The sequence below is a fragment of the Mycobacterium paraintracellulare genome, from assembly GCF_000276825.1.
Taxonomy (GTDB): Bacteria; Actinomycetota; Actinomycetes; order Mycobacteriales; family Mycobacteriaceae; genus Mycobacterium; species Mycobacterium intracellulare.
The window spans coordinates 2,471,688-2,497,492 of record NC_016948.1 but is presented as its reverse complement, the minus strand read 5'-3'; the positions used below and the strand labels follow the sequence as shown (position 1 = coordinate 2,497,492).

Here is a 25,805-nt window from a genome sequence, read left to right as displayed (position 1 = left end):
TCTGATGGGCGGCGCAATCAGCCCGCGCCCGGCCCGCGATCTGGCGGTTGACTATTACCGCGTATCCGGAGTGGTGCTGATCGTGCTGGGACACTGGCTGGCCGGGTCGGTGACCTACCACGACGGACAGTTCGGCCGGCAGAACCCGCTCGTCGACATGCCCTGGACCCAGTGGCTGACCTGGCCCTTCCAAGCGGTTCCGACGTTCTTTTTGGTGGCGGGTTACGCCGGCGCGGTGTCGTGGACGCATCGGCGCGACACCGGCGGAGTCTCGCGCCAGACCTGGTTACAACACCGGCTGGCCCGGGTGCTCGGGCCGACCGCGGCGTACACCGCGTTGGTGTCGGTGGCGGTGGTTGTGCTGGGCGCGTGCGGTGTCGCGGGTTCGGTGCTCGAGTACGCCGGCTGGGCGGTGGCGATGCACCTCTGGTTCCTGGCGGTGTATCTGGTGGTGGTGTCGCTGACGCCGGTTGGGATTGCCGCACACCGCCGTTGGGGCCTTCGGGCGCCCGCGGCGCTCGTGTTGGGGGTCGCGGTCGTCGATGCCGCCAGGCTCAGCACTCACGTGCACTACCTCGACTGGCTGAACTACCTGTTGGGCTGGGGAGCCCTGTATCAGCTCGGAATCGCCTGGCGCGGTGGGCTATTGACGGGCCGCAGGCCCTGGTTGCTGGCCGGTGCCTCGGCGGCGGGGCTGGCGGGGTTGATCTGGCTGCGAGTCTATCCGGTCAGCATGATCGGCGTTCCCGGCCAGACCATCGACAACACGACACCGCCTACCGTGGCGCTGATGGGCTTTGGTGGCGCGCAAACGGGCATCGTCATGGCGCTCGCGCCCATGCTCAACCGCGCGCTGCGCGCGGCCCGCGTCGAGCGGGCTCTGTCCATCGCCAACAACAACATCATGGCCCTCTATCTGTGGCACATGATTCCCGTCGTGATCGTGGCGATCGTCGGGTATCCGGCCGGACTCTTGCCGCAACCCCCGGAAGGAAGTGCCGCCTGGTGGCTGGCCCGGCTGGAATGGGTGGCCATCCTCAGCGTCGTGACGGCAGCCGAGATCGCGCTGTTATGGTGGGCGCGAAGGGTTTTCGCCGCTCCCCTGCCACTGCTCGGTGTCCCGCTCAGCGAGCGCCGGGCCGAGCCCGTGATGCTCACCGGCGCCGCGATGACCGCCTACGCCCTGGCCGTGGTCGCCGCCAAGGGCTTCGCCCCAGACGGGCGGTTTCCGTGGGTGATCGCGGTGGTCTTCGCCGCCGGGGCGCTCTTCGCGGCGTTGCGCCCCACGGCCCGGCGCACGAACGCTACATGACGACGCCGGCAATCAGATTTGGCGGTGCTGCAGCCGCGCGATGATCCAGAACGGCAGCGCCACGAAAACCGTACCCCCGATGAGGTTGCCGACGGTGGTGATGCCGATGTTGGTGAGCAAGCCGTGCGCGCCGAACCCCCAGCCGATCGCGCCGCGGGGCGCGGTCGGATGGAAGAGGTTGAGCAACAACGGAAGACCGAGGAATCCGACATTGGCAATCACGTGCTGGGTGCCGCCGATCACGAATGCGAACGGGCCATAGAACGCGAACGTCATCCTCGCGACGTCGCTGCGGGCCTTGAAGAACATGCACATCGAGGTCTGCAGGAACCACGTGCAGACGACGGCGAGCAGGAGCGCGGTCCAGAAGGGCTGGCCCGCCTTGAGGGTGCCGACGGTCGCGGCGCGCTCGGCAAAGGCGCCCAGGTAGGGACCGCCGGCCGCGGCGCAAATGGTGACGAATATCAGTGCGCCGGCGATGTTTCCGACGAGTCCGACGGTCACCAGGAGGGCGTAGTTACCGACGCTGAGTGTGCGTTTGAGCACGGCGAGGAAACCGGCGGCCATGTCCGCGGTGATCAGCGACATGCCCGACACCAGGATGAGGACGAAGGACATGCCGAACGCCAGGCCCATCAACAGGCTCGCCACCCCGGGCGTCTTGACGCCGGTACTGACCACCAGGGCCAGCAGTGCCCCGAACGCCACCATCACGCCACCGACCAGGGAGCGCATCAAAAAGGCCCACGGATGCGCGGCTTTTTCCACTGCCATGGCCGCTACCCGATCCACCATCGCTCCCACCGTCAGCGGCTCGAAGGGATCCTCGGGGGCGCGGTCAGTGGTGACGACGCCGGTGGGCAACGCGGTGACCGTGCCCGCCGTTGCCGAGCTCGGCAGCGGCTGCGCTGGAGCGTTGATGGTCATCCGTGTTCGCCTTTCCGTAAGGTGTTGATCGCGTGGAGGACTCCAGAGACGTGGTCCTCGGTGAGGCGCTCGCCGTCGAAGACGTGGCTGAGCAGGATCTTGAGGTCGAGCATCTGTTGCAGGTAGACCAGGCACGGGGGGCATTCGTCGAGGTGCTTGGCCACGATCGGTCCCCATTGCCGCGGGTCGGAGTCGACGAGGTCGTCAACCAGGCGGACGAAGTCGACGCAATCGATGGCGGGGACGGTGTTGTCGTGAACGGTCATCGTTGATACCGCTTTTCCAGTTCGTTTCGGAGATTTCCGCGGGCGCGGTACAGCAGCGCCCGCTGCGCCTCGGAGGTCAGATCGAGGAGCTCGGCCGCCTCGTCGGCGGGGGCGCCGACGATGTCGCGCAGGATGACCAGTTGCCGTTGCCGCTCGGGCAAGGCGTCCAGCGCCGCACGGACGTACCCGACGAGTTCGCTTTGGACCGTGTGATCTTCCGGCAGAAAGCGCCGCGACGGCGGCTCGCGCCAGTGTCCGGCATCGGGGTGGCCGTCGGGGTGCATGCGGCCCGATAGGGGGTCAGCATCCGCGGTCGCCAGCATCTCGTGATGACGGATCCGCGATTCCCGGCGCCGGTGGCGCGACGCGGTGTGCTTGACAATCCCGAACAGCCAGGTGCTCACCGACGAGCGCCCCTGGAACGAATCCGGCGATTGCAGCACCTGCACCCACGCCTCCTGCACGGCTTCTTCGGCGACGGCCGGCGAATCCACCATGGTCCGGGCGAAATTCACCATGGGGCGGTGGTAGTCGCGCACCAGGCTGGCCAGCGGAACCCCGCCGACCAGCCGTTGTGATCGGGTGCCCTCGGGCGGCACCGCCACCGGGGTCACCATCGGTCCATGCTCAGGCGCATCGGGCCAACTCCCAGCGCAGCTGGCCCTCGGACGGCGACTGGACGGGGATGAACGCGGCCTCCCGGTAGCGGCGACTCACCGAGGTCCGGCTCGCATATCCCTTCCCACCAGCGGTTCGCATCTCCAAATCAGTGCTGGCGCTGGATAATTCGGCCGCGGTGAGCCTCAGCGACAGCAGCTCCTTCTTGACCGGCGACCGGGGGCCGCCCACCGCGGCGGCCAAGTGGGCCAACGTCGCCTCGGCGTCGGTGAGCCTTTCGCAGACGCGGTCGACGTCGGTGCCGAACACCGCGTTGACACCGCCGAGCCCCAGCCTGGCGTGGTCGATTGCCGCCCTGGCCAGCCCCAGACACATCGCCGACTGCAGCACAAGGAAAGTCGGGCGGACCGCGTGCAAAAAGCCTTCGAAATCGCGCGACAGCACCTGGCCGTCGGGCACGTGAGCGCCGTCCAGGTTCAGATACGACGAGGCCGTGCTCCCCATGGCCAACAGCTCGAAGTGCTCACCCAGGAGCACCCCGGGTGTGTCCAACGTCATCGCGACGATCAATCTCTCGCCGGCATCGGTGCGCACCGCCGTCACCATGGTCGAGTCGGGGTAGAGGTTGCTGGCCCACCTGATCGGGCCGGACACCCGGTAGCCGCCGGCTACCGGTGTGGCGGTCAACTCCACGCTGCCACAGCCCGCGGCCTCTTTGAAGGCCGCGGCCATGCCGGTGACTCCCAGCACGGTTCCCGAAAGCAGCCGGTCGGCGGCGGCCGCGCCGAACGGTGTTGCGGCCGTCAGCAAATACTCGACCGCCATGCGATGGGCCCACAGCGAAAAGCCTGTGCTCATGCACGTCCCCGAGATCAACCGGATCACCTCGGCCATCGCCGGGAGCCGGCCGTCGGCGTTGGCCGGGGCGCCGATGCCGAGCAGACCGGCCTCCCCCAGCGCCGTGAAGCTGCGACGGGACCGGTGCTCGCCGCCGTCCAATGCCGCGGCGTGGGCCCGAATGTCTTCCAACAGGCCGACATCCAGCCGGCCGGCCGCGGGATCCAGGGTCGCCGTCATTTCGCCACCTCCTGCGCCTGCTCGGCGGAGTGTTGCCACGCGTAATCGAGGAACTTGCCGTCGAATGTGACGACGACTCTGTCGCCCTGGGGGTGCGGACGGCGCTGCACGCTGAGCTGAAAGTTGATCGCGCTCATGATGCCGTCCCCGAATTCTTCATGGATGAGTTCTTTGATCGCCGGACCGTAGACCGCCAGCGCCTCGTGGAACCGGTAGATCGTCGGATCTTTCGCTATGGTCGCATCGGATCCCCGGTGCGGCATCATTTGCAGAACGGCCACCGCCTCCTCGTCGAGGCCGAGGAGCGATGCCACCGCCCGGGCGTCGCCGGCCGAGAGCGGATGCTGCCCGAGCAGCGCGGCGACGGTCCATGCCGGGTCCTTGCCGATGGTTTCGGCGATTTTCGCCCAGCTCAGTCCGTGCTTGACGCGGGCGAGCCTGATCGTCTCGGCAAGGTCGGATTTGGTCAATGTTTTTGCCATGGTTCTGGTTTGAGGTTGCGATGCTTATCCGGCGCGCAGCGTCGATTCGAGGCTCACCGGGTTGCGAAACGTGTTCACGACCGGCGACCACGCGATGGCGTTGTCGTGGATCTCCTTGAGCGTGGCTTCGTCGGCGTCGCCGGCGAGGCTCACCGTGCAACGGACCGCGCTGAACCCGAGGCGCTTTCGTTCGGGGGTGTCCCCCACGCCCCACACCGCGGAGATGTCGATGTCGCCTTCCATCTCGACCTCGATTTTGGTGAGGGTCACGCCACGATGTGTGGCGTTGGCCAACAGCCCCACGGACACGCACGAGCCCAGCGCGGCCAGGGCGGTTTCGGAGGGGTTGGGTGCCGAGTCGTCACCGAGCAGCGCGGGCGGCTCCCCCACCAGCATCGGCGCCAGGTCGCGGACGTAGGTCATGTTGCGAAATCCGGTCTCACACACCGTCTTGGCCTTGAGCGTTTTCTTGCCGGTCTCGGGGTTGGCCTTGGCGTTACACGACAGCCGGTCGAGGCCTTCGGCGTCGATGACGAGCGCGTCGGTCATGGGTGTTCTCCGTTTCTCGCTGATTGTGCGGTTTCACGGAATTAGTGTTTGGCGGGCACCGATGCGTGACGGCGGGTGGGATTGATTTACCCGCGCGCCACGAAACGTCACATGGGTGAAACGCGGCGGCGCTCAGCGGCCGTCACGGCGCGGCGAAGTTTGCTCAGCGGAACAGGCTTTGCCCGATGTAGTGGCCTTCAGCGGGCGCGGGAGGAACCGCGAAGATAGCTGATCCGATGTGGCGGATGTATTCGTTGAGTAGGTCGTGGGCGCCCAGGCGGTTCTGGAGGCGGATAAAATCTTGCGGATCGTTTTGGTAGGAGATGAACAGCAGACCGGCGTTGAGTTGGCCGTTGGCGTCCAGACCGTCCGTGTAGTTGTAGGACCGCCGGCGGATCATGATGCCGTCGTTGTTTTCGCGGGCGGCCAGGCCGACGTGGGACATCGGATCGATGAGCGGGTTGCCGTCGGCGCCCTTGGCGGTGAAGTCGGGTGTATCGAATTCGGCCTTGCCGCTCAGCGGTGCGCCTTCGTCCTTGGTTCGGCCGAAGATCCTCTGCTGGTTGCCGATCCGGTCGACGTCCCATGTTTCGAGCAGCATTCGGATCTTGCGGACGACCTGGTAGGTCCCGCCGTTCATCCAGGGCTGGTCGCTGTTATCGACCCAGACGAATTTGTGGTATTCGGCGTCGGTGGCGACATTGCGGGTTCCGTCTCTGAATCCCAACAGGTTTCGCGGCGTGTGCTGGCCCGGCCCTGCTGAGGCGCGGCCGAATCCCAGCACCGCCCAGAACGGGGAGACGATGTTGCGTCCGAGCCGGGCCAAGTTGCGCACGGCGTGGTAGCAGACCTGGGGGTCGTCGGCGCACGCCTGCACGGACAGGTCGCCGCCGTGCAGGCGGGGATCGAGGTTGTCCCCGTTGAGCGGTGGCAGGTCGGTGAATTTGGTGGGGCGTCGCGCGGCCAGTCCGAAGCGGTCACCGAACAGTGCCGGGCCCAGGCCGATGGTGACGGTCAGGCTGGCCGGGCTCAGCCCGTAAGCCTCCCCAGTGTCGGCGGGCGGCTGCACATCGACCTGCGGCTGCACGGTACCGACCGGCTTCCCCTGCTGCAGGATCGCGGCCGCGGCCGACCATCGCGCCAACAGGGTTTGCAGCTCGGCGCGGCCGGCGCCGGCGGCCAGGGAGAACGACATGAACATGGCGTAACGCTGTGGCGGGGTGTCGATTCCGCCCTGGTGCGTCTGCCCGTAGAACGGGTAACTGCGACGCAGGTCGACGGTGTCGTCGTCATCGCCGCGCTGTCCGGCCGCCATCGCATGCCCGGCGAGGCCTCCCCCGACGGCACCGAGGGCCGCGCCGCCGAGCCCGGCCAGCATGGCGCCGCCGAGCGCGCGCCGGCGCGACACCGCTGCCGAGTCCGGCTGTGCCCCAATGCCGTCCGGGCCGTCGTCGGCCAAACCGGTGCTGTCGTCGGTCACGATCAGCCGCCCGCGACGACTTTTTGGGCGACGGTGGACAGGCTCTGATGGAGCGGCTGGATGACCGCGGTCAGCTTGGGCGCATCGCTGGCCTTCAGCGCGGGGGTGTAGGTCCGGTAGCCGCCCAGGGCGGTGGGGTCGCGGTACCCGTCGAGCGTGGCGAGCACGTTGCGAAACTGCTGATCGATCTGCTTGACGAGATTGGCGTCGATCCTGTCCAGGCCCGGGCGCAGCGACGCGTACGCCTGCTGGGCGCCTTCGACGTTGCCCGAAAAGTCCAGCAGGTCAATGTGACTGAACGCCTCTTCCTCGCCGGTGATCTTGGTGTTCTGGATCTCTTCGATCAGGTCGCTGGCGCCGTTGGCCAAGTCCTCGGGTTTATACGTCAGGGTGGTGATGATGCCGTTCAATTTGCCGACGTTGCCGACCAATTCGGTGCTGAACGCCTTCGTTGCGGGGGTGATCGCCCCGCCCTGCCACAGGTCACGCTCGATGGCGTGGAAACCCCTCCACCCGACCTTGGCGTCGACCGGGGTGGACTCGCGCATGTCGATCAGATAGTCGAGGCTGCCGGCATTGTCACCGACCGCATAGCCTGGCAGCACGAAGCCCTCGACGGTGGACTCCGAACGCTCCCAGAACAACCGGGCTTTGGCGTAGGACGTCTTCGCGGCGTCGAGGTTGCCCGACTGCACCGCGGCGTCGAGGACCTTCACGCCGTCGTTGAGTTGGGCGATCTGATTGACGACGTAGGCCGCGTAGTCCTTGGTGCCCTGGCTGAGGATGCTGGCCACGGTGCCCGTCGGCGTCGCCGGCGCGGTACCCGTCACCGTCAGGGTCTGGTATTCGGTGCTCGCCCCCGGGCAATAGAGCTGGTAGGCGCCGCCGTCCAGTGTGACGGTGAACGACACCGGGTCCAGGCCCGGCGCAAGGTTCTCCTTCTCGCCGATAATCCGCTGGTCCCTGAGCAACTCGACTTCGTTGATCCCGGGGGCGTTCGCGTTGGCCACCGTGAAGGTCACCGGGCCGGCGGGCACGGTGGCGGTGTCCAGCGCGCAGCCGTCCTTGCCGGCGTCGTTGGTCATGGTGACCTTGACGGCGCTGGTGCCACCCGGCCTCGGTTGCGCCGCGGGGCCCGAGTTAGTGCCCGGGTGGCTGCAGCCGGTCGTAGCCGACAGTATGCCGGCTACCAAAGCCATTGCTGCCAAACGCATCTCAAAGATGTGGTGCCTCGCGGTACGCTTCACCATCAATCGTTCCCTCTCGTGTTGCCGGCGTGCCGGCGCCGCATCGAGGCTATAGCGCCGAGACCGCAGAGCAGGGCGAAACCGCCGAGCGCCAACGGAAGCCAGACATTCCAGAGCTGCCGGTCCGCGCGATTGCGTCCGCTGGTGGCGATCTCGGCCGCGGTCGAGTGGTCTTCGGCGCAGGACGTGGACCAGTCGGTCGCCAGCCCGCCCAGACTGACGGTCTTGGCGCCGGTCAGCCCGCCGCCGGTCAAGATCGCCGTGCGGTTGCTCGTCGCTTGCGCACTTACCACGACATCACCCCGGGCGAGCACGGTGTACACCGTGGTCGTCGACCATTGACCCTGAAACGGCCCTGGAGTGCGGCCGACCCCGAGACCGACGGGCAGCCGACCCCCCGTCATGCTCAGCAACTGATCCAGCGTGACGTCCGGCGCACCGTCGGCACCGGCGGCCTCGGAAGCCTGCCATACCTGTACGGGCACGCCGTCCACGGTTTGGTGGTCCGCCGGGACGAGCACGACGCTGTGGACGGTCGCGGCGCCCGCGGGGGCCACGGTCAGCTCGCGTCCGTGCGGCCCGGTCCCCATCGACACCGCGGCGGTGTGGCCCGAACGGTCGGTGACGGTGCGCGGCCGCGCGTTCGGCGACGAGCCACCGGCGGGCGCCATGATCGCCAGCCCCGCCGCCGCGACGAGCAGCAGCGTCGAGGCGGTCGCCAGCAGCCGGCTCCGGGCTCGCGGGGCGGCGGCGACGCCGGCGGGCCACAGGAACACGATGAGCACTGGCACGGTATACAGCAGCCAGCCCAGCACCTCGATCAGGCGCGGGTCGGCGGGGATGCCGAATACGCCGGCGGTCACCGCGCCCAGGACGGAATTGCTCGGTATCCACCCGGACAGGTCGAGCACCTGCTGCTGGCCGATGCTTACCCAGCCCGCCTCGTGTGCGGTGCGCAGGCCGCCCACCACCAGCCCGGCGGCGATCAGCACCAAGAACACCCCGGTCACCCGGAAGAATCGGCCGAGGTTGAGTCGCACGCCACCGAAGTACAGGCCCACGCCGAGCCCGATCGCCGTCGCGATGCCCGCGGCGCCGCCGAGCAGGGCGAACCACCGGTTGCCGTGCGACGTCTCGGCGGCGGCCAGCAGGAACACCGACGTCTCGAAGCCCTCCTTGAGGACGGCGAGAAACGCCATCGCGGCCAGCGCCAGCGCGCCGCCACGATGGACCGCCCGCCCGGCGTCGCGCTCGAGTTCGCCCTTGAGCTGCGCGGCGTTGCCGTTCATCCAGATGATCATCGACGTCACGAACACCACGGCGATGGCGTTGATGACGGTTTCCATCATCTCTTGCTGGACCTGCGGCAGGCTCGCGGCGAACAGGTCGAGGCCGACACCCACCGCGACGCTGAGCACCACGGCCACCGCCACGCCGGCGAACATCGGCCGGATCGTCTGGCCGTTGCGCTTGAGGAAGGCGGCGACGATGCTCACGATGAGCGAAGCCTCGAGGCCTTCGCGGAGGCCGATGAGGAACGTGCCTACAAATACGCCGAATACGCCCTGCATGCGCCCTGTTTCTGTCCCGCCGATCTGCGGCTTAGCGTAGCCGACCCGAAAGGCCCCTGGCGGCCTGGCCGTTCGGGCGCCGAGGTCAGCGGGCCGGATGCGTCACGAAGTCGATGAGTTCCTCGACCCGGCTGATCAGCGCCGGCTCCAGATCGTTCCAGTCGCGTACCCGCGAACGGATATGCCGCCACGCCCGGGCGATGTCGGCCTGATCGGCGTGCGGCAGGCGCAGCGCCTGGCACGCGCCGTGTTTCCAGTCCACCTGCCGCGGCACGTCCGGCCAGGCGGCCAGCCCCAGCCGCTGCGGCTTCACGGCCTGCCAGATGTCGACGTACGGGTGACCGACGACGAGGGTGTCGGCGCCACCCGGGCCCCGCCGCACCGCGTCGGCGATGCGGGCTTCCTTGGAGCCGGTGACAAGGTGGTCGACGAGCACTCCGAGACGGCGCCCCGGCCCGGGAGCGAACTCGGCGACGATGTCCACCAAATCGTCGACGCCGCCGAGTTGCTCGACGACGACACCTTCGATCTTCAAGTCCTCGCCCCACACCTGCGCGATGAGTTCGGCGTCGTGACGGCCCTCGACATAGATTCGGCTGGCGCGGGCGACCCGTGCCCGGGCACCGGGCACCGCGACCGAACCCGACGCCGTCCTGGTCGCGGCGGCGGGCGCCGCCCGTCGCGGCGCGGTGAGGATGACGGGCCGGCCTTCGAGCAAATACCCAGGGCCCAAAGGAAAGCCGCGCACATGACCTCGCCGGTCTTCCAGATCCACCCGACCGTATTCGACGCGCACCACCGCGCCCACGTAGCCGGATTCGACGTCCTCGACAACCAGGCCCAGGTCGGCCGGGTGTTCGGTCGAGCGCGGCTTGCGTCGCCCCGCGGCCAACACATCGGTCCCATAACGATCCACCACGCGGCAATCCTAGAAAGCCTTGCGACCAAACAGTGTTACGGCGCGCCCGGGGGTGTGGCGATAGTCGGCAAGATCACTCTCGGCGCACCAGCGGGGCACGCCGCAAAAACCCGCGTTTAACTGTGTGGCGTTACCTGGCTGATCGCGTCGGCGATGGTACGTTGCTAGCTAAGGCAAGCACTGCCGCTCATGCGCAACTTGCGGCGGTTAGCGAGGTGGACGTATGGACTTGTCGCATTGGGTGACAAGCATTGTCGCGTTTGTGCGGGCCGGCTACCCCACCGGCATGCCGGCCCCCGGTCACGTGCCGTTGGTGGCCCTGACGCGCCGACGACTCTGCGGCCACGACATCAGCGCCATCGCAAGCGATCTCATCGCGCGTCGCGTCTGGCCGACCAACCCGATCGACATCGGGGTGGAGATCACCCGGATCACCAACCAGCTGCCGACACCCGAGGACGTCGAGCGTGTCCAGCGTCGCGTTCATGTGATGCGATGCTCGCGCGGGTAGCCACGTCCGAATTCAGCGCCCTCATGTTGATTTAGGCACCGGGCCGCCGCACGCGGCGAGATAGTCTGCGTAGTTCCAGGTCTGCAGAAACTGTTGGCCCGCTTGCAATCCTCGTTGGTAGAGGGCCTCACGCTGCTGCACGGTGATGTCGAAGTCGATCGGGCTGACTTCGTCGGCGGCCACGAAGACGGTGCGCCGGACGGTGCAGGGATCGTCGATGTAGGCGTTGTCCTGGTTACTCACCAGCGTCTCTATCGCGGCGAGCCCCAACGACACCGGGCCGTGGACGGGATGCGTGGGCGGGATGCCGGGACGTGCCGACAGCCGGATTCCGAATGTGGGCCAACGTGGTTGGCCATCCGGCCGGTCAAACAACTGCACCGGAAAGTCCGACAGCAATCCACCGTCCACCCATGTGGCGCCGGCGACCCGAACCGGTTCGAACACGTACGGGATGGCCGACGACGCGTGCACCGCCCGCGCGACCGAAAAGTCATCGGGGTCGATGCCATACGTGCTGAGGTCCCAGGGGATTCGCACCAGCCGGCGCCGTGACAGGTCGCTGGCCGTCACCACCAGGGACCACGCGAACTGTTCGGGCTGTTCGCCGGTGCGCAGGTCGCCGAACGTCCGCACGCCCAGATCACCGAGCAGCCCGGCGAGCAGCTGCTCGAGATAGGCCCCCCGATACACACCGTCCGACGTCAGCAGGGACAGGGCGCCGCCGATCAGTGGAACCCGCCCGATCAGGTTGCGGTCGAGGAACTTCCGGTAATCGATGGAGCGCATGATGTCGGCCAACCGGCTGATCGGCTCACCGGCGACCTGCAGGGCGGCCACCAGCGAGGCGACGATCGCGCCCGCGCTGCTTCCCGCGACCCGGGGAAACCGGTACCCGGCCTGGTCGAGCGCGTCCACCGCTCCCACCAGTCCGATCCCCCGGACACCGCCGCCTTCGCACACCAGGTCGGCACGCACGTCACTCACTGCCACCAGCCTAGCCGGACCGGGCGGGGCTGTCCCGGCGCGGCACGCCGAAAACCGCGAGCACGATCAACACAGTCGGCGACCATCCACGCCGAAGAAATGCACGTGTCCCGGCTCCGGGTGCAGGCGCACCCTGCTGCCCCTTGCCGGTGGATTGCGTCCGTCGGCGCGCGCCACGATCGGCGCATCGATTACCTTGCCGGAGCCGGTGATTCGCCCGTACAGGTAGGCGTCCGCACCCAGTTCTTCCACCACGTCGACCTCCATTTCGACACCGAGGCCGCCCACCTCGAAGTGTTCGGGACGGACCCCGACGACGACCTCCCCCGCGGCACCGGCGATCTCCCGCGGCACCGCGACGGGCCAATCACCAAGCGACACGGCGGAATCCACAAGCGGCAGGGTGAACAAATTCATTGCCGGCGACCCGATGAAACCCGCCACAAAGACGTTGGCCGGGTTTCGGTAGAGCTCCCGGGGCGGGGCGAACTGCTGCAGCACGCCGTCGCGCAGCACGGCGACGCGGTCACCCATGGTCATCGCCTCGACCTGATCGTGGGTGACGTAGACGGTGGTCGTACCCAGCCGCCGTTGCAATGCGGCGATCTGGTTGCGGGTCTGCACCCGCAGTTTCGCATCGAGATTGGACAGCGGTTCGTCCATCAGGAACACCTGCGGCCGGCGCACGATCGCGCGCCCCATCGCCACTCGCTGACGCTGGCCGCCGGACAGGTCCTTCGGTTTGCGATCGAGATACGGTTGCAGGTCAAGCAATTTCGCCGCGTCCAACACCCGTTCACGGATCTGCGCCTTCGGGGTTTTGGCGATCTTCATGGCAAAGCCCATGTTTTCGGCCACCGTCATGTGCGGGTAGAGCGCATAGTTCTGAAAGACCATCGCGACGTCGCGGTTCTTGGGATCGACACGGGTGACGTCCCGGTCACCGATCCGGATGCGTCCGGAGTCCACGGTTTCCAGCCCGGCCACCATCCGCAGCGAGGTGGTCTTGCCGCATCCGGATGGCCCCACCAGAACGACGAACTCGCCGTCGCCGACAACGAGATCCAGGTTGTCCAGCGCCGGGCGATCCGCTCCGGGATAGCGCCGCGTCGCCTGCTCGAAGCTCACCGAGGCCACGATCAGCCACCCATCCCGGTGACCGCGATGCCGCGGACAAACGAGCGTTGCGCGAACGCGTAGATGACGACCAACGGCAGCATGATGAGTATCGAGGTTGCCATCAGGACCGGCCACCGGGCAACGTATTCACCCTTCATCCGGACCAGCCCCAGCGTCAGCGTGGCCAGGCTGTTGCGCTGAATCATCAACAACGGCCAGAGAAAATCGTTCCAGACGTTGACCCAGGTGAGGACCGCGAGCACCATGACCGCCGGCCGGGCGTGGGGCAGCAGGATGCGCCAATAGACCTGCCATGGCGAACAACCGTCGAGTATCGCCGCCTCCTCCAGATCGGTCGGTAGGGTCCGGAAGAATTGCCGCATCAGGTACGTGCCGAACGCGCTACCGAAGAAGCCCGGCACGATCATCGCCCACGGAGTGTCGACCCATCCCAGGGTCCGCATGACGAGGAACTGCGGGATCACCGTCACCGTCAACGGCACCATCAACGTCCCCAAATACACCACAAACAGGGCGTCGCGGCCACGGAAATCCAGTCGCGCGAACGCATATCCGGCCAGCGAGCAAAAGAACACATGCCCCGCGGTGACGCACCCCGCGTACAGCACGGTGTTGAAGAACATCCGCCCGAACGGCAGCAGCGCGAACACTTCGGTGTAGTTGGACCACCGCGGGTGCGCCGGCAGCAGGGTGGGCTCGCTGACCTCGCCCTCGGTTTTCAGCGAGCCCGACACCGCCCACGCGATCGGGAACAGCGCGCACCAGGCGATGCCGAGCAGCGCGGCATAGACCATGCCGCCGCGCAAGGCGGTGCGCCTGATGACCCCCTCACTTAAGCCCACGCGAAGTCTCCAAAGAACGTCGATGGCTCACTTTCAACTGCACCACGGTCAGCACCAGCAGGACGGCGAACATCACCCACGCCAGCGCGGACGCGTATCCGAACTCGAGGAACGAAAACGCGTGCTGGAACAGCATGATGCCCAGGACGTAGGTCGCCGATTCCGGTCCGCCGTTGGCGCCGGTGAGGACGTAGACCATGTCGAACGCCTGAAAGGCGTGGATCACCGAGATGATGACCACAAAAGAGATCGATCCCCGGATCAACGGCACCGTGATCGAGACGAATTGCCTTATCTCGCTTGCTCCGTCGATTTTGGCCGCCTCGTACACCGTCCCCGGGACGCCCTGCATCGCGGCCAACAAGACGACGGCGGCGAACGGTACACTGCGCCACACGCTGACGATGCACAGCGAGACCATGGCCCAGTGGGGCTCGACCAACCATGGGACGGGGCCGAGCCCCACCCAGCCGAGCATGATGTTCAGCAAGCCGTTGTCGGTGTTGAAAACGAACTGCCACACCACCGCCATGACCACCGACGAGATGGCCAATGGGAGGAAGACAATGGTGCGGAAAATGCCGATGCCCCTGGCCTTCTGGTTCAGCACACCTGCGACAACCAAACTGATGACGACCGTGGGCACCACCGTCCCCAGGGTGAAGATCACCGTGTTGCGGATCGCGATCAGGAACAGCGGATCCGCGGTGAACAGCTCCCCGAAGTTCTTCAGCCCCACGAATTTCGGCGGTGTGAACACGTCCCACCGCTGAAAGCTCATGTACAGCGAGAAGCCCAGCGGAAAGAGCATGAACACGGCGACGGCCACCAAGTTGGGAGCGACGAACAGCCGGCCCGCCCACGCGTGGCGGCGCCATGGGCTCGGGTTTTCCGGGGCCGTTGCGCCCGCCTTCGGCGCAGGGGCGGCGGCCGCGCCACCCGAATGAATCGCGGTCATGGGCTGCGCAGCACTTCGTCGACGGAGCGGGACAGGCCGGCCAAGGACGTCGCCGGTTGGCGTCCGCGCAGGACGGGGCCAAAGTTGCGGTCGATCAACGCGTTCACCTTCTCCCAGGCCGGGGTGATCGGCAGACCCTGCGAATACGCCGGGCCCTCGGTGAGCACGCTGAGATTGCCGATCCGCCGATGGGCGTTGGCGAATCCTTCCGAATTGAGCGCCGACCGCAGCACGGGAACGAACAGGCAGGATTCACCGATCAGCGCCTGGCCGACCGGACCCGTCGCGAATTTCACGAACTCCCAGGCCTGCTCCTTGCGTGGACTGGTCGACGAGATGCCCAGCCCGGTGGCGCCGATGTCCGAACACGCCGCACGCCCGTTGGCGAGCGCCGGGCCGACCGGCAACGGCGCGACATCGAAATCGAGGTCCTCGGCGCGAAGGTAGGTCTGGTAGCGCCAGTGCCCGCCCAGCGCGATCGCCGCCCGCCCCACCGCGAACAGGTTGGGGGTGGACATCGACTGCGTCTCCGATGCATTGGGCGCGACCCGGTGTTCGTTGGCCAGGTCGGCGTAGAACTGCACCGCCTCCTGGAAGGCGGCATCATCGAAATTGAGGTGGGTCGGATTCAGCCGCGGGTTGGACCAGGGGACGCCGTTGTTCATCGCGAACAGTCCCGCCGAGTAGGTCGACACCCAGGTGTTGACGAAGCCATACTGCGCCGCCCGCCCGGAGGTGTCGCGCTTGGTCAGCGCGCGGGCGGTGTCCAGGAATCCGCTGAAATCCCAAGGCCGTTGCCACGTGGTGGGCGGGGCGGGCACCCCAGCGTCGGCGAACAGCCGCTTGTTGTAGAACAGGTAGTTTCCCGACCATTGTTCGGGAAGGGCGAACTGGCTTCCGTTGAACGCAAACGTCTCATACAGCGCCGGGATGCTGTCCGCCTTGAGCTGCTGGGCGAACGCTTTGTCCCGCGCCAACAGAGGATTCAGATCCAGCAGCACACCGCGGTCGGCGAGTTCGGCGTAGGACAGTTCCCACGTCATCAGCACGTCGGGGCATTTGCCGCCGACACAGAACGTCGAAAGCTGTTGCATGACGCCCGGCCCGGACAGCACCGCACGCACCTTGATGTCGGGATGGCGGCGCGCGAACTCGTCGATGATGCGCATCCTCGCCTCACGCTCGTCCGGATTGGCCGCGAAGAAGAAGGTCAGCGCGTCGTCGTCGGGAGCGCAGCCGGCGGACCACGGTGCCAGCGCGACGGCGGACAGCGCGCCGGCGCCCCGCAGCAGGCTGCGCCGTCCGAACGGCTTGTCGAGCATGGCTCTCCCGGTCTAGCCCCGTTCCCGGCCGCTGGCCGGTTGTATCTGACGTCCTTGGTACCCGACGAGCTTGTGATGTTCCTGGATCGGCCTGGCCGGCAGCCTAAGCGCCGCCCGGCGGATGCGCTCGGCATCGCCGGTGATGTCGATCGTGTGGATGCGGTCGTCGGCTCCGATGCCGATCACCAGCAGGACCTGAGCGCGCCCATGGGTGGCGATCACGATGCCCGGTGCCCCGTCGATGAGCATGACAGCGCCGGCGCGCGCCCGCCGGGCGAAGCGGCGGGTCTCCTCGGCGACCTGCCGGGCGCCGCGCACCGTGGTGGGCACGTCCGCGGGGACCAGGGAGCGGTCAACCGTGCGCACGACGTCGGGTGCGAGCAGCTCGAGCAGGCTGGCGATGTCGCCACCGCGGGAGGCCGCCAGGAACGCCTCCACCACCTCGAGGTGACCGGCCGTGCTGCGGGGCTGGGCGGCCGGGGCGGCCTGCAGCCGGCCGCGGGCCCGGCTGGCGAGTTTCTTCGCCGCGTCCGGCGACCGATGCAACAACTCGGCGATCGTCTCGAACGACATGGCGAACACGTCGTGCAGCACGAAAGCGACGCGCTGTGCCGGTGAGAGGCGGTCGAGCACGACGAGCAGGGCGCTGCTCACCGACTCCGCCAGCAGCGCGTCCTCGTCGGCAGGCGCCGACGCCGCCTCGGCCAGCCGGTCCAGCTCGTCGGGTTCGGCGAGGGGTTGCTCGGCGCGGCGCTTGCGCGCCCGCAGCTGGTCCAGCGCCTCGCGCGCGGTGATCGTCGTGAACCAACCGGAGAGGTTGTCGACGGCCCGAAAGTCCGCGCGGCTGGCCTTCAGCCACGCCGACTGCACCGCGTCGTCCGCGTCGGCCACCGAACCCAGCAGCTGGAACGCGACCGATCGCAGGTGCCGCCGATCCGCGTCGAAACGCTCCGCGAGAGCCACCAAATCCGTTGTTGCGCCCATGGGTCACCTTTTCTGCACGGGAATCGTCAAGGAGATGACCGCATCCACTGGACTTCCTGTTGCGAAGGAGACCAACACCATGACCCTACCGATTGTGCGCCGCGGCGCGCTCAGTAACCAGACAATTCGCCGCGGAACTCGCTGCGCGACAAGGGATTGATCCACATGAACACCGCACTTGTCGTGGTCACCCTGTCGACCGCGGCCGTCACCGCCGCGATCGCCATCGCCGATCTCGTTCCGGCTCGATTCGTGCTGGCGAACTCCGCCCAAGTCGGGGTGCCGCGTTCGTGGTTACCGGCGTTGGGCGCCGTGAAGCTGGCCGGAGCCGCCGGGATCGTGGTCGGGCTGCTGGGCGCACGCGAACTGGGCATCGCCGCCGCCGCAGGCCTGGTCCTGTTCTTCGTCGGCGCGGTGTTGACGCATGTGAAGGCGCGGGTCCTGTACAACATCGCGTTCCCCGGGGCCTACTTGTGCCTGTCCGCAACGTCGCTGGCGCTGATGCTCGCCCGCTGAACATCGTCGGATCAGCAGGGAAAGTACCGGATCCGCTCGATCGCGTCGCCGCGCCGCGTCACATCGGCGAACATGATGGCGCGCCCGTGGTCCGAGTTGATGGAGACCGCGACCGTCGGGCCGGCGCTCTTGGTCTTGGTCGCGCCGGCCCCGTCCAGTTGTTCCACCAATTCGGCCAGCTCGAGCGGATCGCGATCACCCAAAGTTATTGCGGCCGTTGATGATAGCGCACGTGCCGCAGCGAATGCGTCTCCTCGCGCGGCGGCGGCGAGGAAAGTCCGCACCAGCCGTTGGTGGCGCGCCCCCGCCCGACGGAATCCGGCCATGAATCCCGCGCTCCCCCGCCATCCCTGATTGGTCAGCAGGCCTTTGGACAGGTGCAGCGCCGGGCTCACCGCGCCCGGTCCGGTGCGCAGGAACTGCGCCATCATGGCGGGCAGTTCCCAATACGCCCGTAGTTCGCCGATCAGCCACTCGCCGTTGGCTTCTCGGAGGTCGTAGCGCAGGAATGCGGGGATGTACATGGTCACGGCGGGGCCCATGGCGACCTCGAGCTCGAGATCGCGCAAGACCGTCGTGCCGACGACGATGTCGAGATCGCGGTGGAATTTGATGTCACGCGGGCCGATGAACGTGTCGTAGAAACGGCCGATCTGTTCATGCCCCACGTGGGGCCGCGAGCCCACCGGATCCTCGACGCGGCCGTCGCCGGTGAACAGCCCCACCCATCCGGCCCGATCGTGCGCGGCGGCCGCCTGCGGTGAGCGCTCCACCGCCGCGAGTAGACGTTCCCGGTCCAGCGGCACCACCATTACGATCCCCCCACCAATTCGACGCCGACGGATTCCAATTCCGCCAGCGCCTGGGCGGCCGCATCCGCTGTGGTGGCCGCGGTCAGGTCGACGAGCACCCGGGTCTTCAGGCCCGCCCGCGCCGCGTCCTCGGCGGTCCGCCGGACGCAATGGTCGGTGGCGATGCCGGCCACGTCGACGTCGTCAATGCCGCGCTGCCGCAACCACTCCAGGAGGGGGGTCCCGTTCTCGTCGGCACCTTCGAACCCGCTGTACCCCGCGGAGTACGCGCCTTTGCGAAAGACGGCATCGATGCGCGCGGTGTCCAAGTCGGGCCGAAATTCCGCGCCCGCGCTTCCGGCGACGCAGTGCGGCGGCCAGGTCGAGGAATAGTCCGGCCGGTCGGAGAAATGCCCGCCCGGGTCGATGTGGAAGTCCTGGGTGGCCACCACGTGGCGATAGCCCGGCGCGCTAGACAGGTAGGCGTTGATGGCGGGCGCCACCGCGGCGCCGCCGGCCACCGGCACGGCGCCGCCCTCGCAGAAATCGTTTTGCACGTCGACGATGATCAACGCTCGCACGGGCTCCACACTATCCCGCCGGGCCAGAGCGCCGCCCTAGCTGCGCAAATCGGCGTCACGGTTTGCTCGACAGGCAGTCGGGTAATACACCGGCCATGGTGATCAGGAGAATCGCGCGACCCCTGTTGTCAGTCGCATTCATCGGGCAAGGAGTCAATTCACTACTCAACCCCAAATCGGCGGCCCAGGCGGCGGCGCCGGCAGTGGACGGCTTGCAGGCATTGCCGGATTCGGTGAGCGCCAACATTCCGAGCGACCCCGAGACGGTCGCCCAAATCACCGCGGCCGTCCAGATCGGTGGTGGCCTGCTGCTCGCCAGCGGGAAGCTTCCGCGCATCGCTTCGGCCGCGCTGGCGGTGACGGTGTTACCGGCCAACATTGGGGCGCACTCGTTCTGGAACGAAAGCGATCCGGCGGTCAAAGCCCAGAAACGGCAGCAGTTTCTGACCGACCTGAGCCTGTTGGGCGGACTGTTGATCGCCTCCGCCGACACCGCGGGTAAGCCGTCGCTGGGGTGGCGTGGACGCCGCGCGGCCGAACGGCTCTCCGAGCGGGTGTCGTCGGCGTGGCCCGGATCCGACGATTCGGCCTTCGACAGCGACTTGTCGGAGCTGGGCGACCGGATCGCGCACGGCCTGCACGTCGGCGCCGAACGCGGCCGCGAGCTGGCCAGCACCGCGGCGGAACGGGGTGCGCCCTACGCCGAAGCCGCGCTGGAACGCGGCCGCGAATTGGCCAGCACGGCGGCGCAGCGCGGTGCGCCGTATGCCGAGACCGCGCTGGAGCGCGGCCGCGAGTTGGCCAGCACCGCGGCCGAGCGCAGCAAGCCGCTGGCGAAGAAGGCCCGCAAGCGCGGGGAGGAATGGGCCGATGAGGCCGCCGACCGCGCGGCCTATCTGGCCGAGAAGGCGCGTAAGCGCGGCGAAGAGCTCGCCGATGAGGCCGCCGATCGGGCCGCACCGCTGGCGAAGAAGGCGCGCAAACGCAGCGAGAAGCTCGCCAAGAAGGCGCGCAAGCGCAGTGAGAAGCTGGCCGACACGGCGCGGGCGCGCTCCGAGGAACTCGCCGAGACCGCGCGCAAGCGCGGCGGCCACTTGGCCGACACCGCACGCGAGCGCGTCGGCGGGCAGGTCGAGACCCGTCGGCGCAAGCTGTCCTGGTGATTGCGTCGGGCTGGTGCAGCTAGTCCGGCCAGCGCGACCGCAAGATCTCCGGAGCCCACGCCGGCCAGTCCGGTGAACCGATAATCATGCCGCCGCTGAGGCGGGCGACAATGCGCGGCCCGCGCAGCCGGCCGTTGTCGTAGACGGTGGCGACGTCGGAAAGCGCGATGGCGTCGGTGACCGGTGTCCACAAGCGACGATGGCGCTCGCGAACCTTGGTTTCCGGTACGTCGTGGCCGCCGGCCCGCACGCGGTGCCGGACACGTTCGACGGCAAGGTCTTCCGGGATGAGCATCGCGTGCAGGACGACGGTGAAGCCCGCTCGGAGGGCGGTGCGGATGAGGTCCAGCTTCGACGGGTGGGAAAACACGGTCTCCGCGATGAACGACCGCCGCAGGTCGATCAACTTCGCGCGCGTGGCGGCGGCGATTTGCGCGGCGTCGTAGGCGCGCCCCGCCGCATCCCCCGGCCAGCGCTGCCTTGCGATCTCATCGGCGTTGACGACCGGGCTGCCGGGCAACAGCGGCGCCAGCGTGAACGCGATGAAGGTCGACTTGCCGGCACCGTTCGGCCCGACCACCAGGTCAAGTCGCTGCATCGGACCGCGCCGGCGAACGCCGGGTCAGCGCCCGCGCGCCAGCACCACGGCGGCGCCGTCGGGCCGGTGCTCGACGATGTCGCCGTCCTCGTTGAGGGCGACCGTGGTGACGCCATGCCCGGCCAGCGTCGCCCCGTAGTCGGCGTGCACCAGGCTTTCTTCGATGGCGGCGGAGATCTCGGCGTTGAACACCACGCCTTCTTCGACGGTGAGTTCGCCGGTCGCCAGCTGGCCGGCCAGCGCGGCCTCGACCCGCCGACGCGAGGCGGTGTGCTGGCTGGACACCGCGCGCCCGACACGCGCCCAGTGGTCGAGTTGCTGCTTGGCCGAACGGCTCTGGCGGGCGCCTTCGGAGGCCGCGCTGTCCATCAGGTCGGACGCCACGCGGGTCACACGATCGGGAGCGTCGGCCATGACTTCCTCCGTGATGCAGCACCCCGTTACAACTTGTAGCAAGATGCTACACCGGCGTCACCGGATCTGTCGCTGCCCGTACCACACCCCCTCCGGGGCGCCGATCGCGCCGGCCTTTTCGCGGGCTGTGGCCAGTTCCCGCGAGGTGGCGAATTCGCGTGCCTTGTCGAGGTCGTGCATGTCCATGACGACGATGACCGTCCTGGCATCGGCGGCATCCATGTAGGTCCCGGTGACCACCAAACCGTGATCGCGGCGCACGGCATCGAGCGCCGGATCGCGGAAGACGGCGCTCCATTGCTCGACGCTGGCAACTTGTTGTATGACGAGCATTACCCCGGCCATGACGAATCCTCCTGACAGCGTTGGCTTTTACGGCGTGGTTTTCGCTGCGGTGACCAGCCAGGCGCGGCTGGCCCCGTCGCGGCCGGATTCGAAGGCGGGCGGCGCGTTGCGGCCGTAATCGGCGGCGACCTGACCGACGTCGCGGATGTCGCCGCGCCAACCATGTTGATTCAGCCAAGGGCCGAGATCACCCGACGGGCCGCCCCGCCACATCGAGACGAGCTCGGGTGAGATCGCCGCGCGCGCGGCGCGAAGGAGCTCGGAGTCCTCGTTGTGATCCAGCGCCAGGATGCTGCCGAGGATCGAGCAGGAGCTGATCCGACCGAGCAAGCCGTCCGCGGCATCGGCGTCCAGAGCGTAGAGGATCCCTTCGGCGAGCCAGGCCGTCCGCTTCGCGGGCTCGAACCCCGCTCCCACCAAGCGTGCCGGCCAATCGGTCCTCAAATCCGCCGGCACGACGACACGACGGCAGCGCGGCTGGGCGTGCATCTCTTGCAGCACATCGGATTTGAAGGCCAGAACCTCGGGCTGATCGATTTCGTAGACCGTGGTGCCGGCCCGCCAAGGCAGACGAAATGCCCTGCTATCCATGCCGCAGGCGAGCAGGACGACCTGGCCGATGCCGGTCGCCGCGCCATCGAGAAGCGCTTGATCGAAGAATCGGGTGCGCACCGCGACTTGCCCGGCCATGAGCCGGAAAAAGTCACGGGCCAGACCCGCGGCGTCCCACATAGATCCATCAGGATCAGCGCGGTCGATGAATGCGCGCGCATACGGGTCGTTGAACAATCGGTCCGTGCGTGAGCTTTCCTCGGCCCGCAGCACCGCCCCACCGAGGGAAGTCGCGCCAATGCCCGTTGGTCCTGAACCCGTTTGCGGACGCTCAGCCATACGGTGACCCGCCTTCGATGCCTGGCCGCCGGCCTCATCGGCAGCATGTCTACAAACGTAGACATTGCCAATGTTATGCCGCGCCGGCCCATCATGTCTACAGTTGTAGATAAATTTCTGAGGGAGCACGATGAAGCGCACGTCGACCGGCGTCGGCCCGGACGCGAGCCCGCCGCGGCGCGATGCCGCCGCCACAAAAGCGCGCCTGCTGACGGCGGCGCGCGAACAGTTCTTGCGACACGGTTATCGGGCCACCTCGCTGCGTGCGATTGCTGCCCAAGCCGGCGTCGACGTGATGCTCATCAGGCGCTACTTCGGTTCCAAGCAACAGCTATTCGACGAAGCCACGAACATTTCCGGCAACGTCGAAGCCATCCGCCGGGCCACCGACAGCGCGGTGGGCCAGACCCTGATCGAACGAGTGCTACAAGCCCGGCAAGACAGCGACGCCCCGCTGTTCGCGCTCCTGCGCTCGAGCGGGGACCCCGACGTCGTCGCACGCCTCAACGCCCAGCTCGAAAACGGCTTGACCCGCAACCTCTCCCGCCGGATCCGGGCCGACGAACCTCGACTCCGCGCCGACATGGTCGCCGCCCTGCTTCTGGGCATTGGCGTCTTGCGCGTCCTCCTGCACAAGGAGCCGATCGCCACCGCCAGCGACCGCGACATCGCCGCCCTGTTCACGGAGGCATTCGAGGCATTGACCGAACTGCCCCAGGACGCCGGGGGCGCCGGCCACTAGCGGCGGCGGAATGTCGCCGCGCGTCGACGCGAATCGCTTTCACCGGTAGGCATTTCGATCGGCCGCGTCGTCAGGGGTCCCGCCGTGACCTCAAGACGGCGTCGATGATCGCCTCGACGTCTTGGCCGGCGTCGACGGTCATGCCCGCCTCGTCCGGGCCGAGGGCCTCAAGGGTGTCCAGTTGCGAGCGCAGCAGCGCGGCCGGCATGAAGTGGTCGGTCCGGGCCGCCAGCCGGCCGGCGATCAGTTCCGCCGAACCGGACAGATGCAGGAACTCGACGCCCGGGCAGTGCGCGCGCAGCCGGTCGCGGTACTCCTTTTTCAGCGCCGAACAGCTCACCACCCCGCCGTCGCGGTGAGCCGCCAGCCATTCGCCGACCTTGTCCAGCCAGGGATAGCGGTCGTCGTCGTCGAGCGGTTCGCCGGCCGCCATTTTGGCGATGTTGGCGGCCGGGTGCAGCGTGTCGGCGTCAACGAACGGGACCCGCGTGCGTCGCGCGAGCGCCGCCCCGACCGTCGACTTGCCCGATCCGGATACGCCCATCACCACGACGGGAGCCGATCGGCTCACCCGGATTGTTCGCCGAGGTTGCGGTTCCATTCCAGCCAGCCGACGCCGCTGCGCCCGTCGGCGGTGGTGATCGTGGCCCAGACGCGGGGGAACTGGCTGACCCGCCCGTCGGCGGCGACAAGCCGGACCGGCGCCTGGCCGCGGACGTCCACGTTGGCGGTGATCTCCCCCGGGTTGAGCGTCAGCGTCGCCTCCAGCGGTAACCCGTTGTCGTCGAAGGACTCTCGTGAGTCGACGGTCTGCAGCTCGGTGACCCGGCCGTCGGCGCGCTGGGTGTAGCCGATGCTGAATGCCGGTGCACCCGGGATGCGGATGTTGACGCCGTGCAGATGGGTGCCGTCGTTCAGGTGCAGTGCGCTCCAGATCCAATCCATGCTCCACCAATCGCGCACACCCCAGGAGTGATCGCGCTGGCCGGGCACCGCGTCGAGGCGGTAGCTGGTGTCGCCGACGGTGACGGTGCCCGAGACGGTGCAGGGAATCTCATATCGCGTCGTGAGCCCGTACTGGTATGGGGTGCCGTCGGTGTCCCACACCAGGTTCATGGACATCGCGACGGGCGTGCCGGATTCCCCACGCAACAGCGCAGCCGGGTCGGGGTAAGCCTGAGCCCTCGCCCGCACATCGACGCGGTAGCTCTGCAACGGCGTACCGGCGGAATGTCCGAGCTCGAACTCGTCGGTGCGCACCGTCCACGGGTCCGCCGGCAGCGGGACCTGCGCGTCGACCGCGACGGTTGGCATGTCGGGGCCGCACAGCAGCACGTGTACCCATGCGGTTTGCTCGTTGGCCACCAGGCCGAGGCGGAACCAGCCGCCCAATCCCTGTGCGGTGTCGGCGAAGTCGGCGTACCAGCTCTCGCTCCACAGCGGTTCGGCGGTCGGATCGTGGGCGAGCTCATCCTCCGGCACCGGTTGCAACGGCTCGGATGCCACCGCCGCCGGCAGCGTCGCCAGCGCGTCCGTGTCAAGGACGTGATCGCAGTGCCGGCGCAGCATCGTCATGAACATCTGGTCACCACGGTCGGTGCGCTCCACCAGCATCGAGGAGACGATCGCCATCATCACGCCGAAAAAGCTCTGCCGGCGCACGCCGTCGGCGACGTCGGCCAGGGTCAGGGGCGCGTCGGGTCCCAGCGCCTCGTGGTATGCCCGCAGCAGCGCGTCGTAGTGCTCGCGGCGGTCCTCGGTGGGCAGCGCGCACCCGAGGAAATAGGACAGGTCGGTCAGTGCCGGTCCCCACGACACCGTCTGCCAGTCGACCACCGTCAGCGCGCGGTCGGCGCCCGAGGTACCGAACAGCATGTTGTCCAACCGGTAGTCGCCGTGCACCAGACCCTGTATCCCGGACGCCTGGGCCTCCTGGTCGAGGTAGGCGTCGAACGCGGCAACCAGGCGCTCGCACACCACGCGGTGCTCCGGTGCGATCTGGTCGCCGTAACGGTCGACGAACCCCGCGTACAGCGGGGTGATCATCGCCTGGTTCAGCGGCGCGTCACGGTTGAGCCACGGCGCTTCGGCCAGCGAGACGTCGCCGAGCAACGGGCCGTGCAGCCGTCCCAGCTCGACGGCGCCGAGGCGGGCCTGTTCGATTGTGGCGCCGGCGATTTCATCGCCGACCACGGCCGGACCCGCGTCGCCCAGCAGCAGGTCGAACACGCCCGTGGAGGTGTCGACCGCCGCGTGATAGCAGGGCGCGATGGGCCCGCCCAGCCGCGGCGCGATGTCGCCGTAGAAGCGGACCTCCCGCTCGTAGAGTCCCAGAGCCAGCCCGGTCTGCCGGCTCACCGGGTCGGTGGCGGCGACCTTGAGCACCACCGACGCGGGCCCGCCGTCGGCCTGCGCGTAGTTGAGCCGGATGCGGTAGCACTCGCTCATCTGCCCGGTGCCGATGCGCTCGACCGAGAAGTCGGCGATGGGTCCGGTGCCGATCACCGCGGCCAACCAGGAGGCGGTGAGGTTACTCGGGGTTTCGATGACTTGCTCGGTCTCGGCGTGCATG

At 68.0% G+C, this 25,805-nt stretch carries 29 protein-coding genes; 5 read left to right on the top strand and 24 right to left on the bottom strand.

Translation table 11 applies throughout. The features are described from left to right. Nucleotides 1-4: 4 nt before the first annotated feature. Nucleotides 5-1,312: an acyltransferase family protein gene (locus OCQ_RS11550; RefSeq protein WP_014384658.1), complete on the top strand. Its 1,308-nt coding sequence runs from the start codon at nt 5-7 to the stop codon at nt 1,310-1,312. Nucleotides 1,313-1,324: 12 nt separating this feature from the next. Here the strand turns inward: OCQ_RS11550 and OCQ_RS11545 are convergent, their stop codons facing one another. The 10 genes from OCQ_RS11545 to OCQ_RS11500 all read right to left on the bottom strand — a co-directional run bounded on the left by OCQ_RS11545 (nt 1,325) and on the right by OCQ_RS11500 (nt 10,448). After that, nucleotides 1,325-2,239 carry a formate/nitrite transporter family protein gene (locus OCQ_RS11545; RefSeq protein ID WP_014382505.1) on the bottom strand — a complete coding sequence of 305 codons (915 nt, stop codon included), beginning with the start codon at nt 2,237-2,239 and terminating at the stop codon, nt 1,325-1,327. Continuing rightward, nucleotides 2,236-2,505: a hypothetical protein gene (locus OCQ_RS11540; protein WP_008256475.1), complete on the bottom strand. Its 270-nt coding sequence runs from the start codon at nt 2,503-2,505 to the stop codon at nt 2,236-2,238. Before OCQ_RS11540 ends, OCQ_RS11545 begins: the two co-directional genes overlap by 4 nt. Then, nucleotides 2,502-3,122, bottom strand: a complete 621-nt coding sequence (locus OCQ_RS11535; RefSeq protein WP_014384657.1) for an RNA polymerase sigma factor — start codon at nt 3,120-3,122, stop codon at nt 2,502-2,504. The genes OCQ_RS11540 and OCQ_RS11535 overlap by 4 nt, the downstream gene beginning before the upstream one ends. A 10-nt stretch (nt 3,123-3,132) precedes the next feature. Next, nucleotides 3,133-4,200 (bottom strand): acyl-CoA dehydrogenase family protein, encoded by a 1,068-nt coding sequence (locus OCQ_RS11530; RefSeq protein WP_014384656.1) that lies wholly within the window; start codon nt 4,198-4,200, stop codon nt 3,133-3,135. Continuing rightward, nucleotides 4,197-4,682 carry a cyanase gene (gene cynS / locus OCQ_RS11525; RefSeq protein ID WP_014380078.1) on the bottom strand — a complete coding sequence of 162 codons (486 nt, stop codon included), beginning with the start codon at nt 4,680-4,682 and terminating at the stop codon, nt 4,197-4,199. Before cynS ends, OCQ_RS11530 begins: the two co-directional genes overlap by 4 nt. Before the next feature lie 24 nt (nt 4,683-4,706). Further along, nucleotides 4,707-5,231: an OsmC family protein gene (locus OCQ_RS11520; protein ID WP_014384655.1), complete on the bottom strand. Its 525-nt coding sequence runs from the start codon at nt 5,229-5,231 to the stop codon at nt 4,707-4,709. A gap of 163 nt (nt 5,232-5,394) precedes the next feature. Beyond that, nucleotides 5,395-6,711: an iron uptake transporter deferrochelatase/peroxidase subunit gene (gene efeB / locus OCQ_RS11515; RefSeq protein ID WP_014384654.1), complete on the bottom strand. Its 1,317-nt coding sequence runs from the start codon at nt 6,709-6,711 to the stop codon at nt 5,395-5,397. Nucleotides 6,712-6,713: 2 nt separating this feature from the next. Further along, nucleotides 6,714-7,796 carry an iron uptake system protein EfeO gene (efeO, locus tag OCQ_RS11510; RefSeq protein WP_014382499.1) on the bottom strand — a complete coding sequence of 361 codons (1,083 nt, stop codon included), beginning with the start codon at nt 7,794-7,796 and terminating at the stop codon, nt 6,714-6,716. A 164-nt stretch (nt 7,797-7,960) separates the two neighbouring features. Next, the gene (efeU, locus tag OCQ_RS11505; protein ID WP_014384653.1) at nt 7,961-9,529 is read right to left on the bottom strand and encodes an iron uptake transporter permease EfeU; all 1,569 of its coding nucleotides are present in this window, start codon (nt 9,527-9,529) and stop codon (nt 7,961-7,963) included. 85 nt (nt 9,530-9,614) lie between these two features. Further along, entirely contained in the window at nt 9,615-10,448 is an 834-nt protein-coding gene (locus OCQ_RS11500) for a DUF3097 family protein (RefSeq protein ID WP_014382497.1), read from the bottom strand. A 223-nt stretch (nt 10,449-10,671) separates the two neighbouring features. Here OCQ_RS11500 and OCQ_RS11495 point away from each other — a divergent pair, with 223 nt between their 5' ends. Next, complete coding sequence (locus OCQ_RS11495; protein WP_009956367.1) at nt 10,672-10,959, top strand: DUF3349 domain-containing protein; 288 nt, start codon at nt 10,672-10,674, stop codon at nt 10,957-10,959. Nucleotides 10,960-10,980: 21 nt separating this feature from the next. Here OCQ_RS11495 and OCQ_RS11490 read toward each other — a convergent pair whose 3' ends face one another. From OCQ_RS11490 to OCQ_RS11465, 6 genes are all read right to left on the bottom strand, one after another. Then, on the bottom strand, nt 10,981-11,946 hold the full coding sequence (locus tag OCQ_RS11490) for a patatin-like phospholipase family protein (RefSeq protein WP_009956368.1): 966 nt from the start codon (nt 11,944-11,946) through the stop codon (nt 10,981-10,983). A 66-nt stretch (nt 11,947-12,012) separates the two neighbouring features. Further along, nucleotides 12,013-13,083, bottom strand: a complete 1,071-nt coding sequence (locus OCQ_RS11485; RefSeq protein WP_008256437.1) for an ABC transporter ATP-binding protein — start codon at nt 13,081-13,083, stop codon at nt 12,013-12,015. Nucleotides 13,084-13,085: 2 nt separating this feature from the next. Continuing rightward, a complete protein-coding gene (locus tag OCQ_RS11480; protein WP_014384650.1) occupies nt 13,086-13,880 on the bottom strand; it encodes a carbohydrate ABC transporter permease in 795 nt (264 codons plus the stop codon). A gap of 34 nt (nt 13,881-13,914) precedes the next feature. Further along, nucleotides 13,915-14,886 carry a carbohydrate ABC transporter permease gene (locus OCQ_RS11475; protein ID WP_009956371.1) on the bottom strand — a complete coding sequence of 324 codons (972 nt, stop codon included), beginning with the start codon at nt 14,884-14,886 and terminating at the stop codon, nt 13,915-13,917. Then, nucleotides 14,883-16,208 (bottom strand): ABC transporter substrate-binding protein, encoded by a 1,326-nt coding sequence (locus OCQ_RS11470; RefSeq protein ID WP_009956372.1) that lies wholly within the window; start codon nt 16,206-16,208, stop codon nt 14,883-14,885. The genes OCQ_RS11475 and OCQ_RS11470 overlap by 4 nt, the downstream gene beginning before the upstream one ends. A gap of 12 nt (nt 16,209-16,220) precedes the next feature. Next, on the bottom strand, nt 16,221-17,192 hold the full coding sequence (locus OCQ_RS11465; protein WP_014384649.1) for a sigma-70 family RNA polymerase sigma factor: 972 nt from the start codon (nt 17,190-17,192) through the stop codon (nt 16,221-16,223). Nucleotides 17,193-17,357: 165 nt separating this feature from the next. On the opposite strand from OCQ_RS11465, the gene OCQ_RS11460 reads away from it, so the two are divergent. Further along, nucleotides 17,358-17,708 carry a DoxX family protein gene (locus OCQ_RS11460; RefSeq protein ID WP_009956374.1) on the top strand — a complete coding sequence of 117 codons (351 nt, stop codon included), beginning with the start codon at nt 17,358-17,360 and terminating at the stop codon, nt 17,706-17,708. Nucleotides 17,709-17,719: 11 nt separating this feature from the next. Here the strand turns inward: OCQ_RS11460 and OCQ_RS11455 are convergent, their stop codons facing one another. Beyond that, nucleotides 17,720-18,520 carry a nuclear transport factor 2 family protein gene (locus tag OCQ_RS11455; protein ID WP_009956375.1) on the bottom strand — a complete coding sequence of 267 codons (801 nt, stop codon included), beginning with the start codon at nt 18,518-18,520 and terminating at the stop codon, nt 17,720-17,722. Continuing rightward, a complete protein-coding gene (pncA, locus tag OCQ_RS11450; RefSeq protein ID WP_158020468.1) occupies nt 18,520-19,080 on the bottom strand; it encodes a pyrazinamidase PncA in 561 nt (186 codons plus the stop codon). The genes OCQ_RS11455 and pncA overlap by 1 nt, the downstream gene beginning before the upstream one ends. A 95-nt stretch (nt 19,081-19,175) precedes the next feature. On the opposite strand from pncA, the gene OCQ_RS11445 reads away from it, so the two are divergent. Beyond that, the gene (locus OCQ_RS11445) at nt 19,176-20,243 is read left to right on the top strand and encodes a DoxX family protein (RefSeq protein ID WP_014384646.1); all 1,068 of its coding nucleotides are present in this window, start codon (nt 19,176-19,178) and stop codon (nt 20,241-20,243) included. Nucleotides 20,244-20,262: 19 nt separating this feature from the next. Here OCQ_RS11445 and OCQ_RS11440 read toward each other — a convergent pair whose 3' ends face one another. From OCQ_RS11440 to OCQ_RS11425, 4 genes are read right to left on the bottom strand one after another with little or no spacing between them, the layout of a single operon-like run. Beyond that, nucleotides 20,263-20,841 carry a zeta toxin family protein gene (locus OCQ_RS11440; protein WP_014384645.1) on the bottom strand — a complete coding sequence of 193 codons (579 nt, stop codon included), beginning with the start codon at nt 20,839-20,841 and terminating at the stop codon, nt 20,263-20,265. Between the two features lie 24 nt (nt 20,842-20,865). Then, a complete protein-coding gene (locus OCQ_RS11435; protein WP_009956380.1) occupies nt 20,866-21,255 on the bottom strand; it encodes a TA system antitoxin ParD family protein in 390 nt (129 codons plus the stop codon). Nucleotides 21,256-21,312: 57 nt separating this feature from the next. Then, the gene (locus OCQ_RS11430; RefSeq protein ID WP_232065595.1) at nt 21,313-21,600 is read right to left on the bottom strand and encodes a hypothetical protein; all 288 of its coding nucleotides are present in this window, start codon (nt 21,598-21,600) and stop codon (nt 21,313-21,315) included. A gap of 27 nt (nt 21,601-21,627) precedes the next feature. Beyond that, nucleotides 21,628-22,632 carry an SAM-dependent methyltransferase gene (locus OCQ_RS11425; RefSeq protein WP_232065594.1) on the bottom strand — a complete coding sequence of 335 codons (1,005 nt, stop codon included), beginning with the start codon at nt 22,630-22,632 and terminating at the stop codon, nt 21,628-21,630. Here OCQ_RS11425 and OCQ_RS11420 point away from each other — a divergent pair. Further along, on the top strand, nt 22,622-23,233 hold the full coding sequence (locus tag OCQ_RS11420; RefSeq protein ID WP_014384642.1) for a TetR/AcrR family transcriptional regulator: 612 nt from the start codon (nt 22,622-22,624) through the stop codon (nt 23,231-23,233). The two genes, OCQ_RS11425 and OCQ_RS11420, sit on opposite strands and share 11 nt — an antisense overlap. Nucleotides 23,234-23,303: 70 nt before the next feature. On the opposite strand, the gene OCQ_RS11415 is transcribed toward OCQ_RS11420, so the two are convergent. Both OCQ_RS11415 and OCQ_RS11410 read right to left on the bottom strand, forming a co-directional pair. Continuing rightward, complete coding sequence (locus tag OCQ_RS11415; RefSeq protein WP_014384641.1) at nt 23,304-23,804, bottom strand: gluconokinase; 501 nt, start codon at nt 23,802-23,804, stop codon at nt 23,304-23,306. Next, nucleotides 23,801-25,804: a DUF7064 domain-containing protein gene (locus OCQ_RS11410; protein WP_014384640.1), complete on the bottom strand. Its 2,004-nt coding sequence runs from the start codon at nt 25,802-25,804 to the stop codon at nt 23,801-23,803. Before OCQ_RS11410 ends, OCQ_RS11415 begins: the two co-directional genes overlap by 4 nt. Nucleotide 25,805 lies beyond the last annotated feature (1 nt).

Coding starts and splice junctions, on each gene's coding strand:
- OCQ_RS11550 (WP_014384658.1), top strand. CDS start 5: ATGGGCGGCGCAATCAGCCCGCGCCCGGCCCGCGATCTGGCGGTTGAC.
- OCQ_RS11545 (WP_014382505.1), bottom strand. CDS start 2,239: ATGACCATCAACGCTCCAGCGCAGCCGCTGCCGAGCTCGGCAACGGCG.
- OCQ_RS11540 (WP_008256475.1), bottom strand. CDS start 2,505: ATGACCGTTCACGACAACACCGTCCCCGCCATCGATTGCGTCGACTTC.
- OCQ_RS11535 (WP_014384657.1), bottom strand. CDS start 3,122: ATGGTGACCCCGGTGGCGGTGCCGCCCGAGGGCACCCGATCACAACGG.
- OCQ_RS11530 (WP_014384656.1), bottom strand. CDS start 4,200: ATGACGGCGACCCTGGATCCCGCGGCCGGCCGGCTGGATGTCGGCCTG.
- cynS (WP_014380078.1), bottom strand. CDS start 4,682: ATGGCAAAAACATTGACCAAATCCGACCTTGCCGAGACGATCAGGCTC.
- OCQ_RS11520 (WP_014384655.1), bottom strand. CDS start 5,231: ATGACCGACGCGCTCGTCATCGACGCCGAAGGCCTCGACCGGCTGTCG.
- efeO (WP_014382499.1), bottom strand. CDS start 7,796: ATGACCAACGACGCCGGCAAGGACGGCTGCGCGCTGGACACCGCCACC.
- efeU (WP_014384653.1), bottom strand. CDS start 9,529: ATGCAGGGCGTATTCGGCGTATTTGTAGGCACGTTCCTCATCGGCCTC.
- OCQ_RS11495 (WP_009956367.1), top strand. CDS start 10,672: ATGGACTTGTCGCATTGGGTGACAAGCATTGTCGCGTTTGTGCGGGCC.
- OCQ_RS11480 (WP_014384650.1), bottom strand. CDS start 13,880: ATGGTCTATGCCGCGCTGCTCGGCATCGCCTGGTGCGCGCTGTTCCCG.
- OCQ_RS11475 (WP_009956371.1), bottom strand. CDS start 14,886: ATGACCGCGATTCATTCGGGTGGCGCGGCCGCCGCCCCTGCGCCGAAG.
- OCQ_RS11470 (WP_009956372.1), bottom strand. CDS start 16,208: ATGCTCGACAAGCCGTTCGGACGGCGCAGCCTGCTGCGGGGCGCCGGC.
- OCQ_RS11465 (WP_014384649.1), bottom strand. CDS start 17,192: ATGGGCGCAACAACGGATTTGGTGGCTCTCGCGGAGCGTTTCGACGCG.
- OCQ_RS11460 (WP_009956374.1), top strand. CDS start 17,358: ATGAACACCGCACTTGTCGTGGTCACCCTGTCGACCGCGGCCGTCACC.
- OCQ_RS11455 (WP_009956375.1), bottom strand. CDS start 18,520: ATGGTGGTGCCGCTGGACCGGGAACGTCTACTCGCGGCGGTGGAGCGC.
- OCQ_RS11445 (WP_014384646.1), top strand. CDS start 19,176: ATGGTGATCAGGAGAATCGCGCGACCCCTGTTGTCAGTCGCATTCATC.
- OCQ_RS11440 (WP_014384645.1), bottom strand. CDS start 20,841: ATGCAGCGACTTGACCTGGTGGTCGGGCCGAACGGTGCCGGCAAGTCG.
- OCQ_RS11435 (WP_009956380.1), bottom strand. CDS start 21,255: ATGGCCGACGCTCCCGATCGTGTGACCCGCGTGGCGTCCGACCTGATG.
- OCQ_RS11430 (WP_232065595.1), bottom strand. CDS start 21,600: ATGGCCGGGGTAATGCTCGTCATACAACAAGTTGCCAGCGTCGAGCAA.
- OCQ_RS11420 (WP_014384642.1), top strand. CDS start 22,622: ATGAAGCGCACGTCGACCGGCGTCGGCCCGGACGCGAGCCCGCCGCGG.
- OCQ_RS11410 (WP_014384640.1), bottom strand. CDS start 25,804: ATGCACGCCGAGACCGAGCAAGTCATCGAAACCCCGAGTAACCTCACC.